12 protein-coding genes and 1 tRNA gene are annotated in these 13,249 nt (G+C 60.0%); 8 read left to right on the top strand and 5 right to left on the bottom strand.

What is annotated here, in order from left to right; genetic code table 11:
* Nucleotides 1-373: 373 nt before the first annotated feature.
* Both ACX80Q_RS14535 and ACX80Q_RS14530 read right to left on the bottom strand, forming a co-directional pair.
* The gene (locus ACX80Q_RS14535; protein ID WP_459331244.1) at nt 374-751 is read right to left on the bottom strand and encodes a phage holin family protein; all 378 of its coding nucleotides are present in this window, start codon (nt 749-751) and stop codon (nt 374-376) included.
* Nucleotides 752-1,046: 295 nt separating this feature from the next.
* Nucleotides 1,047-1,129: transfer RNA gene (locus ACX80Q_RS14530), tRNA-Leu, on the bottom strand.
* Nucleotides 1,130-1,516: 387 nt separating this feature from the next.
* On the opposite strand from ACX80Q_RS14530, the gene ACX80Q_RS14525 reads away from it, so the two are divergent.
* The 7 genes from ACX80Q_RS14525 to pknB all read left to right on the top strand — a co-directional run bounded on the left by ACX80Q_RS14525 (nt 1,517) and on the right by pknB (nt 11,108).
* The gene (locus tag ACX80Q_RS14525) at nt 1,517-2,320 is read left to right on the top strand and encodes an FhaA domain-containing protein (RefSeq protein ID WP_459331243.1); all 804 of its coding nucleotides are present in this window, start codon (nt 1,517-1,519) and stop codon (nt 2,318-2,320) included.
* Nucleotides 2,317-2,802: an FHA domain-containing protein FhaB/FipA gene (locus tag ACX80Q_RS14520; RefSeq protein WP_459331242.1), complete on the top strand. Its 486-nt coding sequence runs from the start codon at nt 2,317-2,319 to the stop codon at nt 2,800-2,802. Before ACX80Q_RS14525 ends, ACX80Q_RS14520 begins: the two co-directional genes overlap by 4 nt.
* Entirely contained in the window at nt 2,799-4,520 is a 1,722-nt protein-coding gene (locus tag ACX80Q_RS14515; RefSeq protein WP_459331241.1) for a PP2C family protein-serine/threonine phosphatase, read from the top strand. The genes ACX80Q_RS14520 and ACX80Q_RS14515 overlap by 4 nt, the downstream gene beginning before the upstream one ends.
* On the top strand, nt 4,517-5,911 hold the full coding sequence (locus tag ACX80Q_RS14510; protein ID WP_459331240.1) for an FtsW/RodA/SpoVE family cell cycle protein: 1,395 nt from the start codon (nt 4,517-4,519) through the stop codon (nt 5,909-5,911). The genes ACX80Q_RS14515 and ACX80Q_RS14510 overlap by 4 nt, the downstream gene beginning before the upstream one ends.
* A complete protein-coding gene (locus ACX80Q_RS14505) occupies nt 5,908-7,377 on the top strand; it encodes a peptidoglycan D,D-transpeptidase FtsI family protein (protein ID WP_459331239.1) in 1,470 nt (489 codons plus the stop codon). The genes ACX80Q_RS14510 and ACX80Q_RS14505 overlap by 4 nt, the downstream gene beginning before the upstream one ends.
* Nucleotides 7,374-9,149, top strand: a complete 1,776-nt coding sequence (locus ACX80Q_RS14500) for a protein kinase domain-containing protein (RefSeq protein ID WP_459331238.1) — start codon at nt 7,374-7,376, stop codon at nt 9,147-9,149. Before ACX80Q_RS14505 ends, ACX80Q_RS14500 begins: the two co-directional genes overlap by 4 nt.
* 69 nt (nt 9,150-9,218) lie before the next feature.
* On the top strand, nt 9,219-11,108 hold the full coding sequence (gene pknB / locus ACX80Q_RS14495; protein WP_459331237.1) for a Stk1 family PASTA domain-containing Ser/Thr kinase: 1,890 nt from the start codon (nt 9,219-9,221) through the stop codon (nt 11,106-11,108).
* Between the two features lie 35 nt (nt 11,109-11,143).
* On the opposite strand, the gene ACX80Q_RS14490 is transcribed toward pknB, so the two are convergent.
* Genes ACX80Q_RS14490 through ACX80Q_RS14480 form a run of 3 tightly spaced genes read right to left on the bottom strand, consistent with a single transcriptional unit; the run spans nt 11,144 to nt 12,799 of the window.
* Nucleotides 11,144-11,782, bottom strand: a complete 639-nt coding sequence (locus ACX80Q_RS14490) for an anthranilate synthase component II (RefSeq protein ID WP_459331236.1) — start codon at nt 11,780-11,782, stop codon at nt 11,144-11,146.
* A 1-nt stretch (nt 11,783) separates the two neighbouring features.
* Complete coding sequence (locus tag ACX80Q_RS14485; RefSeq protein WP_459331235.1) at nt 11,784-11,948, bottom strand: hypothetical protein; 165 nt, start codon at nt 11,946-11,948, stop codon at nt 11,784-11,786.
* Entirely contained in the window at nt 11,948-12,799 is an 852-nt protein-coding gene (locus tag ACX80Q_RS14480; RefSeq protein ID WP_459331234.1) for a class E sortase, read from the bottom strand. The genes ACX80Q_RS14485 and ACX80Q_RS14480 overlap by 1 nt, the downstream gene beginning before the upstream one ends.
* Nucleotides 12,800-12,992: 193 nt before the next feature.
* Here ACX80Q_RS14480 and ACX80Q_RS14475 point away from each other — a divergent pair, with 193 nt between their 5' ends.
* Entirely contained in the window at nt 12,993-13,247 is a 255-nt protein-coding gene (locus tag ACX80Q_RS14475; protein WP_459331233.1) for a cell division protein CrgA, read from the top strand.
* The last annotated feature ends 2 nt before the right edge of the window (nt 13,248-13,249 follow it).

The following is a 13,249-nucleotide window of genomic DNA, read 5'->3' as shown; positions in this document are numbered from 1 at the left end:
GCGGCAACAACCAACCAAATAACCAATTCAATATAAATAAATTGGTATCAATAAAACTTGGCACACTATTGAGTTCTCAAACAACAACCACACCCAGCCAACACACCCGAACTCAAACTCGTCCGCAATGATCAGTGCCGAGGCAACTTTTCAAGCTTACCCACAATGATTCCGAAAAGCAAATCCACCAAACAGCGAACCAACCAATCAAAACACCACAAAACACCGGCAAAACCGGGACCTTGTTGGGGGTTTTTCGTTCCCCCAACGAGCGGGGCAACTCGAAAAACAATACACACCTTTTGGCGAACACGCAAACCACAGAACCCCTCCAGCCAAGCAGCCCAGCGAAGCAACCGCCGGAGAGAGCCCTCTAACTGGCTGCGGATTCCTTCAGCACGTACTTGGGCACCAGGACCGCACAAAGACCTGTCACTGCCCAGATGATGACAGCAGCGATAATCCAGGTAAAGAATCCGCGGACGTTGATGCCGCCAAAGCCGAAGTTGGCAATGAGGAGCGCCAGAAAGGTTGAGATCAACGATGCAATACCGGCAAGCGCTGGCGTGTACTTAGTGGCCAGCTTGGCCACGAGCCCCACCAGCAAGGACTGCGCAATGGTGAAGACGATGATGGCCGTGAGGAACCCCGAGAACCGCAGATGGAACCCCGGCAGGAACAACGCTGCAAGAATAATGGCCACGGCCGAACTGCCCAGCTGGACGCCAATGCCTATCAATAGTTTCTTCATTCCCCGAGCCTAGTGGCTGAGCGGCGCGAAGGGGAGGGTTCGCGCCAGGCTAAGACTGTTGCAGCCCTAAGACTGTTGCTGCCCTCAGATGGGTGGCACCACCCATCCAGCCCTGGCTACACTGCACTCATTCATGGCGCAGGGGTGGAGTCGATGCCCGCACGTGGAACTGCCTCTTGCGTGCACCTATATAAGGCCGCCTATATAGTGCGGTGTGGATCGGGGCGGGAACAGGGCACAACAAAAAATCCCCAGCGGAACCATTGGTTCCACCGGGGATTCTTTATCAAAAACGTGCGCGAGGGGGGATTTGAACCCCCACGCCCTTTCGGACACTGGCACCTGAAGCCAGCGCGTCTGCCGTTCCGCCACTCGCGCGTTTTTCGCAGTCCCTCAAATGTTTTTCAACATTCAGTGGAACAGCGAGATCAAGCATATAGGAGACTTTCGGAAATAACAAAACGAGCATCCCTACGCGGGTCCAGGCGCCGCTACGCGTGGAGTTGACGGCCCCAGATTTCCCTATTTCTAGGGTTTTTTGCTGACTTTTCCGGCAGGAGCCCTGACCCCTACCCTGGTAGGAAATCCGCCACATCCTCCGCCAGCAATGGGGATATTCCAAGACTCGCGCAGTAGTATCAAGCTTGAACCAGGTTGACCGCGCTGCGGGCAGCTCGGCATCCGCGCCCTTACAACGCGCTGATATCGGCCAAGTTTGCTGCCGCCGCACTGCGTCGGCAAGACAGAAAAAGGAGAGGAGAGCACATGGGATTGTTTGACAACGTTGAAAAGGGCATTGAAAAGGCAGTTCGTGGCGCCTTCTCCCTCGGCTCGAAGCAGCTGCAGCCCGTGGAGATGGCCAGTGCCCTTCGCAGGGAACTCGACGACAAGGCAATGACCTTGGATGCGGGACGAACTTTGGCCCCCAACGTATTTAACATTCAATTGGGCGATGCAGATTTTGAACGGGCCCGCGCCTGGGGCGTGACCCTTGCCGAGGAATTGTGTGACGTGGTCATTAACCACTCACGCAGTCAGGGCTATGTGTTGCAGGGGCCCGTCCGGGTCGCCTTCAACCATCTTCCCGAGCTCCGTGCGGGACAATTTGAGGTCCTTTCCGCGACGGAGAAGGAATACGGCGCCCCGAGTGTTCCTGCAGCCAGCCCGTCCCGACCGCCGGCAAGGCCCAGCCAGAATCCGGCCTCGGCACAGCCTGCTGCTGCTGCGCCTGTGTACCAACGCCAGCCAGCGCCGTCGCCCGTCCAGGGGCAACCAGTTTTGGACATTGACGGCCAGCGGTACTCCCTCAATGCCAAGTCCATTATTTTGGGCAGGTCAACTGATGCAGACATCTTGATCGATGACACCGGCGTCTCACGCAAGCATTTGGAGATCCGCACCCAAGGCAGCGCCACAACGGCCGTTGATCTGGGTTCAACCAACGGCAGCTACGTTGACGGACGCCGCGTCAACGGAACGGCGCCGCTGCATGACGGATCCACCATCACCATGGGGCACACCCAAATAACTTTCCGTATCTTGCCAGCCCGAGGCGGTATTCAAGGATGAACGATCTCAGTCTTGTAGTCACCATCATGCGGTTCGGCTTCCTAGTCTTGATGTGGATCATGGTGTTTGCCGTGGTGGCGGCCATGCGACGCGATCTGGTGATTGGGCGTAAAGCCAAAGTTGGTGCCCCCACTGCCCGCCAGGCACGGAAACATCCGGAGCTGGTTCAGGATGCCCCACCAGCAAAGATTCAGGCCCGCCAATTGGTGGTCACCGAAGGGCCTTTGGCCGGCACCACCTTGGAACTGGACGGCACGCCCATCTTGTTGGGCAGGGCGCAGGAAGCCACCTTGGTGTTGGAGGATGACTACGCTTCAGGGCGCCATGCGCGCCTGTTTCCGCAGGGCACACGCTGGTTCATTGAAGATCTGGGTTCCACGAATGGGACCTATTTGGGCGGCACCGCGCTGACACGCGCACTCCCTGTGGAACTCGGGGTTCCGGTGCGGATCGGCAAAACGGTCATCGAATTGAGGCCATGAGTATGGCCAAACACCCACTGATTCTGCGCTATGCCGCCCGATCACATGTGGGCATGGTTCGAGCCAAGAATGACGACTCTGCGTATGCAGGCAAGTACTTGGCCGTAGTTGCCGACGGCATGGGCGGTCACGCCGGCGGCGATGTGGCCAGCGCCTCCACCGTCCTGGACTTGATCCATCTCGATCACAACCACCACGACGGCGATGCTGGCAGCCATCTTGCCGACGAGATCCAAAGCGCCAACTCGCTGCTCTCAGAGCTTGTCCACGTCAATCCCAAACTTGCCGGCATGGGCACCACGGTCACTGCCCTGCTGCTGTCCGGTGACCGTCTGGCGTACGCGCACATTGGCGATTCCCGCGCCTACCGGCTCAAGGATGGCGCCTTCGAGCAGATGAGCACCGACCACACCTTTGTGCAGCGCATGATCGATGAGGGGCGCATGACCGAGGCCGAGGCCGAGGTGCACCCTCACAAGAACGTGCTGATGCGCGTGCTGGGCGATGTCGATGCATCCCCTGAATTGGATTTAAAGTACTTCGACGTCACGGTCGGTGAGCGTTGGCTCCTGTGCTCTGACGGGCTGAACTTTGTTCGCCACGAAATGGTCGAAGAGGTCATCAAGCACACCAAGTCACTGGCCACAGCGGCGGATACCTTGATCGAGCTGACCCTGGCGGCCGGTTCCCCGGACAACGTCACTGTGGTGGTCTTCGACGTTGTTGAAAGCGTTTCAAACACCACCGACACTGCAGCACTGTCCACGGTTGGCGCCACGGCTGCCAACGATGAGGCAGCGCCGGCATCGGCGGGGGATGACACTGACCTAGACGACGCCGGCGACTCACCTGAGCAACAACCGGCAGCCCTGGCGCAAAGCCAGGAAGCTGACGATTCCACGGCCCTTGAGGCCCCCGGTGAGGCAGGCATCGGCGCGTCTTCCACAGGCACGGGCATGGAAGAGGCAGCCGGCACAAAATCCGGAACCAGCACCGATGATGCGGTTGCGCTTGACACACATATCCGGGCCGCGGCAATCCGGCGGGAACTGGCCCTGCGCGAGCATGAGTTGGTGGGCGCGGCAGTGACGGCCAATGCAGAGGGCAAGATCCCGCATCTTCCGCGGCAGCCAGCCACCCAACGCGCCGCAACTGTTCTCACGCACAAAACCAACACAGCTCCGGTTCTTGTTGAGGACACGGAAGTCTCCTTGCCGCGGCTCCGTCAACGTCCATGGGTTTGGGCCATTATCGGCGCACTTACGGCGCTGGCCATCGTGGCAGGCTCCTGGGCCGCCTATGCATGGACACAAACACAGTACTTTGTTGGCGAATCCAACGGCAATGTGGCCATCTTCCAGGGCGTCTCCCAGTCATTGGGCCCCATTCAGCTCTCACACCTGTACCGGGAAACCGGCGTTAATGTTGATTCCTTGCCGAGCTATTCGCAACAGCTGGTTGCGCAGACAGTGCCAGCCTCCACCTTGGACAGCGCCGAACAAATCATCAGCGATCTGCAGTTGGGTACTGGTACCAGCACACCCCCGTGCAATCTTGCGCCAACGTCCGCGCCCGCAAGCAGCTCCGCACCATCAACCGCAACAGCCACGCCAACATCCAGCCCGTCTGCCTCCGCTAAACCAAGTGGGACAGCAACTCCACAAGCGGGCACTACGGCAACCGCGCAAGTCACGTGCATACCCGGAGGTGGACAATGAGCCAACTGCTGACCGTGGCAAAGCCGCGACGCAACACCGAACTGCTCCTGCTGATCCTGGCGCTGGGCCTTGCAACCATGGCCAACGCCCTGGTGAACCTCAATCTGGGCCGCACCTTTGACAACGACTTCTACACCCAAATCGCCATTCTTGCCGTGCTCTCCATCGGTTTCCACATAACCCTGCGCATCAAGGCCAAATATGCCGATCCGGTAATATTGCCTGTGGTGGTTGCCCTGAACGGCATTGGGTTGGCAGTCATTCACCGCCTAGACATCACCTCGGGAGACACCGCGGGTCAGCGCCAGTGGATGTGGACGAGCCTTGCCGTGGTTGCTGCGATGGCTGTGATCTGGTTCCTCCGCGATCACCGGATCCTGCGCCGGTACACCTACATCTCCCTGCTGGCCTCGGTGGTTTTGCTAGTTTTGCCACTCATTCCAGGTATCAGTGCCGGCAACGTCAACGGCGCCACCGTGTGGATCGCCATTGGCCCCTTCACCTTTCAGCCAGGTGAAATTGCGAAGATCACCCTGGCTATATTCTTCGCCGGGTACTTATCTTCCAACAGGGATCTGATCCTGTTGGCAGGCAAAAAGATCGGCAAACTCCAGTTGCCCCGGACCAGGGACTTGGCACCCATGATCGTGGCCTGGCTGGCCAGTGTGGGTGTGTTGGTCTTCCAGCGGGACCTTGGCTCTTCAATCCTCTTCTTTGGCTTGTTCATGGTCATGATCTATGTGGCCACGAGCCGCATCAGTTGGATCTTGATCGGCCTGGCCCTGATCGCCGTGGGTGGCGTTGCCGCCTACCAGATTTTCCCCCACGTGACCCGGCGCATCGATGTATGGGTCCACGCCCTGGACCCCGAGTACATTGGCGCCCCTGGCGGCAGTTTCCAGGTGGTCGAAGGACTTTTCGGGATGGCCAACGGCGGCCTTATGGGGACCGGCTTTGGCCAGGGTTCACCCGACACCGTGCCCCTTGCCAACAGCGACATGATCATTGCCAGTATTGGTGAGGAGCTTGGCTTGGTTGGCCTGTTCGCCGTCCTGTGCCTCTATGCACTGTTCATTTCCCGCGGCTTCCGTGCCGCCCTGGGAACCCGCGACGCCTTTGGCAAGCTGCTCGCCGTGGGGCTGTCCTTTGCCGTTGCCCTGCAGTGCTTCATCATCATTGGCGGCGTCACGCGCCTCATCCCCTTGACTGGGCTGACAACACCGTTCCTGGCAGCCGGCGGTTCCTCACTCCTGGCCAACTGGATCATCGTGGCGCTCATACTCAAGATTTCCGACGCCGCCCGCCGCCCCATAGACGTCTCCCATACGCCCGTAACAACGGCGCCCGGGCAACAAGAAAACGATACGAAACTGGAGGTGACTAAACCATGAATCAAGCCATACGCAATTCCTGGATAGTAGCCATCACCTTGTTTGCCTTGCTTTTTGGCTCCATCTCCTACGTGCAATTCTTCGCCGTGGACTCACTCAACGCGAACCCCAACAACAACCGGCAATTGCTCAAGACTTTTTGCGGCGACCGCGGACCCATCCTTGTTGACGGACAAGCTATTGCCGAGTCGGTTCCCACCAACACCGATTGCAAGTTCCAGCGCAAATACAACGACCCTCAGCTGTATGCGGGTCTCACGGGCTTCTTCAGCAGGTTCTCCGGACAGTCCGGCATTGAATACGCCATGCGAGACCAGCTCACGGGCACCTCGGACGACGCCTTGTTTGACCGCATCGCACAGACCTTCACGGGCAAGCAGCCCCAGGGCCGCTCCGTGGAGTTGACCATTGACGCGAAGATTCAAAAGCTTGCCTATGACATGATTCCCGATGATGTGGCCGGGTCCATTGTGGTCATGAACCCGAAGACGGGCGCCATCATTGCCATGGTGTCCAAGCCTTCCTATGACACCAACCTGCTGGCCAGCCACGACCGGAAGGCCGTCGATGCCGCCATGGCTTCATTGGTGGGAGTTCCAGGAATCAATCTGTATGGTTCCAAGGCCTACACAGGCCTGTATTCGCCAGGCTCCGTCTTCAAGCTCGTTGACACCGCTGCCGCACTGGAGTCCGGGAAATACAACAAGGACAGCATCCTGCCCAATCCTTCCCCCATGACGTTCCCCGGCATCAACTACACCCTCCCAAACTATGCAAACGGCCAGTGTGCAATACGTGACAAGGCGTCCTTCGCCTTTGCCCTGGAGAACTCCTGCAACACACCCTTTGCCAGCATTGCGCTGGATCTGGGCCAGGATGCCCTCACCGCCCAGGCTGACAAGTTTGGCTTCAATGACGGAACCTTGAGCTTCCCCGATAGAGTTGTTGAAAGCCGCTTCCCGGGGAGCGAGGGCATCCTTGATGATCCCTCTTTGGCCCAGAGCGCCATCGGCCAGAAGGACGTTCTCGCATCCCCCCTGCAAATTGCCATGATGACAGCAGCGATTGCCAATGGCGGCCAGCAAATGGCACCCAACCTGGTGGAAACAGTCCGTACCCCTGATCTCAAAACCGTTTCAAGCCTGACACCTGAGGTCCTGCGACAGTCCACCACACCGGAAATTGCAGCGCAGATCACCGACTGGATGGTCAGTGTTGTTGACAATGGCATTGCCTCGGCTGCTGCGGTTCCCGGCGTTCAAGTTGCCGCCAAAACGGGAACCGCTGAACTCGGTGTGGATGAATCCGGCACCATGTTGAACAACGCATGGTTTACCGGCTTCGCTCCAGCGAATGATCCCGAAGTGGTGGTGTCGATCGTCATGCCTGGGGTCGACGTTGCCACCGGAGCACAATTAACTAGTCCAAACGCAAGCAAACTCTTCAAGGCGGTGTTGAATAAGTGAGGCCTATTTCTGGTATCACCTTAGGCGGCAGGTTCCAACTCACATCACGCATTGCCATTGGCGGTATGGGCGAGGTTTGGAAGGCACAGGACTTGGTCCTGGGCCGTATCGTGGCCATCAAAATTCTCAAGGACGAATACACCGGGGACCCCGGTTTTCGGGCCAGGTTCCGGGCAGAGGCCAAGCACACGGCCCTGCTGAACCATGAGGGAATCGCCAATGTCTTTGACTACGGCGAAGAAGATGGTTCCGCCTACCTGGTGATGGAACTGGTTCCGGGCGAGCCATTGTCAGCCTTGATCGAACGTGAGCACGTGCTCTCCGCCGATTGGACGCTGTCCATGATTGCCCAGACCGCCCGCGCCCTGGCAGTGGCACATGCCCAAGGCCTGGTCCACCGCGACGTCAAGCCCGGCAACTTGCTCATCACCCCCGACGGCCGGGTCAAGATCACCGACTTTGGCATTGCACGCCTGGCAGACCAGGTGCCCTTAACGCAGACCGGTCAGGTCATGGGCACAGCCCAGTACCTGGCTCCGGAGCAGGCAACGGGCCAGATCGCCACGGGGTCCTCGGACATATATGCCCTTGGCGTTATTGGATACGAATGCATCACCGGCCACCGCCCCTTCTCTGGTGAATCGCAGATTGCCATTGCTTTGGCGCAGGTCAACGACGCGCCGCCCCCGCTGCCGGACACGCTGCCCACACCAGTACGCGCCCTGCTGATGTCCATGCTCGCCAAGGAACCCAGCAACCGGCCCGCCAATGCGCTGAAACTGGCGGAGGCTGCCGAGGCGATCCGTGCCGGCGACATTCCGGCTGCCCATGCCGCAGTCCCGGGCATGCTGCTGTTTGAATCCACCACGGGCCCCATCACGGCACCTGTTGACATCAACGCAACGGCACCCACAACCGTGGTTTCCAGCATTGCCGAGCCCAGCACCACTGCCCTGCCCGTTCTCGGCGACGACAGCCAAGACACCGCCGCGCATCAGACTCGTGCTGAGATCCTCGGTGCCGAACGTGCCTGGGCGGCCGAGGGTGAAGACCATGACCTCGCCTTGGACGAGGAAGAGCCGCAGGAGCCGGCCAAGAGGGGCCGCAGTCCCTGGACGTGGCCGCTCATTGGTTTGATTGCCCTGTTGGTGTTTGCAGTGGGTGCCCTGCTGCTCCAGGGCGCTGGGTTCTTTGGCGGAGATCCTGCGCCGTCCGAAAGTAAGGCCCCAACCACGGCTACCCGCACGACGACCGCCCCGCCCACTACTTCGCAGGCGCCCGAGCCTACACAGGAGTCTGCCGCCCCCACCACTGAGGCGCCCCAGCAATTCGACGTCGTCAGCAATATGTTGGTTGGCAAGACTTTCGGCGAGGTCGAATCAATCCTGAAGAATGCTGGAATGAGTGTCGTGAGCGTTGAGGAGTTCAGCGATTCAGTGCCCGCGGGACAAGTCGTCTCCGTGAGCCCAACCGGGCTCCAAAATGTTGGCTCCTCTATCAATGTCACAGTGTCGAAGGGGCCGGAGACAGCGACTGTCCCATCCTCTGTTGGCCAGGAAGGGAACGCCTACGACGCCGCCTTGGTCGCCGCCGGCTTCATCCCGGCGCGTGTGGAAGAGGCGTCTTCAACTGTTGCTGCGGGGAACGTTATTCGCACCAATCCGACGGCTGGGACGCGGGCACCTGCCGGCTCGGTCGTCACCTACGTTGTCTCCACCGGCCCTGCCGCTGAAGCCACCACCTCGCCACCGGCGGACGGTAAGAAGCCATAGTTTCACAGAGCCAGCTTCTCCCCACTCTCATTCACCACCCCTTCTCAGTGAAAGGACAACCAGAGACTCATGAGTGTTCCGCGCGTCCTGAATGACAGGTATGAGGTTGGGGAGTTGCTGGGCCGTGGCGGCATGGCCGATGTTTACATGGCGCATGACATCCGTCTGGGTCGCACAGTTGCCATCAAGCTGCTGCGTGCCGACGTGGCAAGGGATTCACACCTACAGGCCCGCTTCCGGCGGGAAGCCCAGGCCGTGGCCGGGCTCAACCACCCCTCCATAGTTGCTGTCTACGACACTGGTGAGCACGTCACCGCCGATCAAACGCGCGACTCTGCTCACCTGCCTTACATTGTCATGGAGTACGTCCGGGGCAAGACGCTGCGGGATTTGATCCGCAGCAAGGACATCAGCATTGATGCGGCGATCGACTACACCCTCGGTGTGCTGGCTGCCCTGGACTACAGCCACCGCGCCGGCATTGTGCACCGTGACATCAAGCCGGCGAATGTCATGGTCACCCAGGACGAGCACGGCTTGTTGGGCCAGGTCAAGGTCATGGACTTTGGCATCGCCCGGACTCTCTCCGACTCCGCAGCAACCATGACACAAACACAAACGGTCATGGGCACGGCCCAATACTTATCGCCCGAGCAGGCGCGCGGCGAAAGCGTTGACGCCCGCAGTGATCTGTACTCCGCCGCCTGCCTGCTCTATGAAATGCTGGCGGGGCGCCCACCGTTCACTGGTGATTCACCGGTTTCTGTGGCATACCAGCACGTGCGTGAACAACCGCCCGTTCCGAGCTCCTTCAACCCGGAGCTGACGGCCGCGCTGGATGCTGTGCTCATGCGTGCCCTGCAAAAGGACCGCAACCACAGATTCCAGGATGCAGCGTCCTTCCGCCGGGCCCTTCGCGCCGCCCGCACAGGGGTCATGCCCACTCCCGGGCCCGGCGTGGACCACTCAGTTGTGCCCGTTGCTCTGCCTGCCCCGGCGGCACTTGTGAGCCCCACCGTTCCGGACGACGACGGTCCTGCCACCCGTGCCATGGCGAAGGTCATGGCGGGGGGAGCCTTGACAACGCCTGACACCTCGGAAGAGGACGTGGAAGACGTCGCCCCAGCCCTGAAACGGCGTCGCAGGGCCTGGATGGCAACGCTGTTTGTCTTGTTGGCCATTGTGCTGGGCGGCGGCGCTGTGCTGGGCTACAACCTACTCAACCCCCGGCCTGTGGCCGTGCAACAGCTTCAGATTCCCTCCCTGGCCGGTTTCAGCAAGGACGACGCCATGACCCAGTTGATTGATTTGGGTGTGGAGCCGCACAGTACCGAGGAATTCTCCGCCACCACCGCGTCTGGGGATGTGACCCGCACCGACCCGGGCAGCGGGGCTTTGGTCAACCCCAAGTCTAGGGTGGAAGTTTTTGTGTCCAAGGGCCCCTCGGCAGTCACCATACCGAAGGATCTGGCGGGAAAGACTGAGTCCGAGGTACGTGACAACCTCGCCGCATTGAACCTGAAGTTCAATTCCAATGACTTCGTCACGGACCCCACCATTGCAGCGAACCTTGTGGTCACCACCGACCCGGCGCCTGGGGCCGAAGTGGCTGTGGGTACCACCGTCACGTTGAAGATCTCCAACGGGCAGGTGATCATGCCTTCGCTGTTCGACCTCACCAAGGATCCGGAAAAGGTCAAGGAAGCTGTCGAGGCAGCACTTAAGAAGGCTTCCCCCTACCTGGAAGCTGAGTGGCAAGAGGCTGAAAACTCTGTTGTCACCCCGGGGATGGTGACAGACCAGTCGGTACCGGCTGGCAGCAAGGTGGCACAACGCACAACCGTTGTCATCACCGTGGCAAAAGCTCCCGAACCGGCCACCCCATCACCGAGTGCCACGCCAAGCCCCACACCGCAGACCCCGCTGAAAACCAGCGAGCCAGCCCCTCCCGAACCCTAAGGGCATAGCTTCGGGCCCATCCGTGCAACTCCGGACTAGCTGTTGATAAGCGGGCTCAGGGTTGCTGCTTTTGCGGCGGCCCCTGCCAAACCCAATGCTTCGAGCCAATTACCCAGCATGAGGTAGCCGCCCTGGGTGAGGACGGATTCGGGGTGGAACTGCACCCCGCACAACGGTGCGTTTCTGTGCGCCAAGCCCATGATCACGCCGTCGGCCGTCTCAGCAGTAATTTCCAGCACGTCCGGGATGGTCTCCCGCACTGCCGAGAGTGAGTGGTAGCGGGTGGCTGTCACGGGGCTGGGAAGCCCGGCAAAGACGCTGCTGCCGTGGTGGAGCACCTCGCTGGTCTTGCCGTGCATGAGCTGTTCGGCGTGGGTCACCACACCGCCATAAGCCTCGGCAAGCGCCTGGTGGCCCAGGCATACGCCCAGCATGGGCTTGGCGCTCCCGCCGCACCACTTGATCAGCTCGATGCACACACCAGCCTCGGCGGGGGTGCCCGGGCCGGGGGAGACCAAAACGCCGTCGCGCGCGGAGGCCAGTTCAATGGCTTCAGCCAGGGTGACGTCATCGTTGCGCACAACAGTGGTTTCTGCTCCCAGCTGCTGCAGGTAGCCCACCAGGGTGTAAACAAAGCTGTCGTAGTTGTCTATGACAAGGATTCGTGTGGCCATCTTAGGGTCCGCCGCCAATCGTGGAGTCGGTGAGTGGGTTGAACTGTGACAACCAGGGGAAGGCATACTGCATCAGTACAAACACGGCGGCCGTGACGAACAGCACGGCGGTGATGATACGGAACCACAGGGGCCCCGGAAGGTGTCTAAAAATCCAGCCGTACATTAGGGGCCTTTCTGGTTCGCGGCAACTTGTGCGGCAATCGCTGCGGGCGGGCCAGCGCTGGCCGGCTGCCACGATTCAAGGATTGAGTAGGCAATAATGCGTTCCTCGGCACCAAACCTGGGATTGCAGCTGGTCATGGTCATGAACCGCTCCGTGGCCTTGGCCTCAGGCTGGGTGGGTACCGGCAACAGGACATCGCCACGGCTGGGCATCACAATCTGGTTGTTGCGGAACACATAGGTGTAGTAGCCGTCTTTGGTTTGGACGTAAATCTTGTCGCCGGGGACAAGGGTGTGGATCGCGTCCAACACAGCGCCGTGAGTTTGCCTGTGGCCGGCCACGGCAAAGTTGCCAACACCGCCTGGCATGGTTGAGCTGTCGTACCGGCCCAGGCCCAGGGTGTCCAGCTGTGCCTGGCCCACACCTTCCACGAGCGGACGGCTGTAATTTTCGCCAAAACGCGGAATATAGGTGATGCCGAAGACTGTGCTGGGCAGTTCAGGGGCGGCCATGACCTTCGGTGGGCCAAAATCGGTGGGCGCGTCCGGCGCCGGGGGAGTTACCGGTCCTTGAAACTCCTGCGAAAACTGCGACACGGCCGCTTGCTGGGCCGAGTTGGCTTCGATGTTGGTCCACCACAATTCCCACACAACAAACAGCAGCAAAATGATGCCGCAGGTGATCAGAAGTTCGCCAATGATCTGAACCAGGGTGCGGAAGAAGCCTTGCTTGGGGCGCTGGGCGCGTTGGCGGCGGGCCGTACGTTTGCGCTGATGCCGCACGTTCTCGTTGCCGGAGATCAACTCATCGACACCCACGGCGGAATCGACGTGGCCTGGCGATCGAACCACGCGGGTCTCCTGACTGAAGTTGAGCGGCAATGTCATGCAATCCGCGGCTGCACTAAATACAGCTAGAATTACGTCAACAATACCGGCAGTTCGCCGCCTTGGAATAATTTGCCCAGCAACATCACGGCTACAAGAACTGCCGCCCACCCACCACGGTGGCCGATTCAATCGACCACCACGTCAAGGAGCTCCTGTGCCCGAGTCAAAATCGCGTCCCCGCCCCACAAAAGGGCCGGCCACCACGCCTTCCAGCAAGACACAGAAGCCCAACGCCGTATGGTTCCTGCCGGTCATGGTCACGCTGATGTTGCTCGGTTTGGTGTGGATCATCACCTACTACATCTCCGACGGCGCCCTGCCCATTCCGAACATCAAGAACTGGAACATTGGCATTGGATTCGGCATTGCCTTGGCGGGGTTCATGATGACCACCCGCTGGCGCAGCTAGCC

This window comes from Arthrobacter sp. HLT1-20, assembly GCF_054510895.1.
Note: the sequence above shows the minus strand (reverse complement) of the source record. Positions and strands in the feature narration are given on the sequence as shown.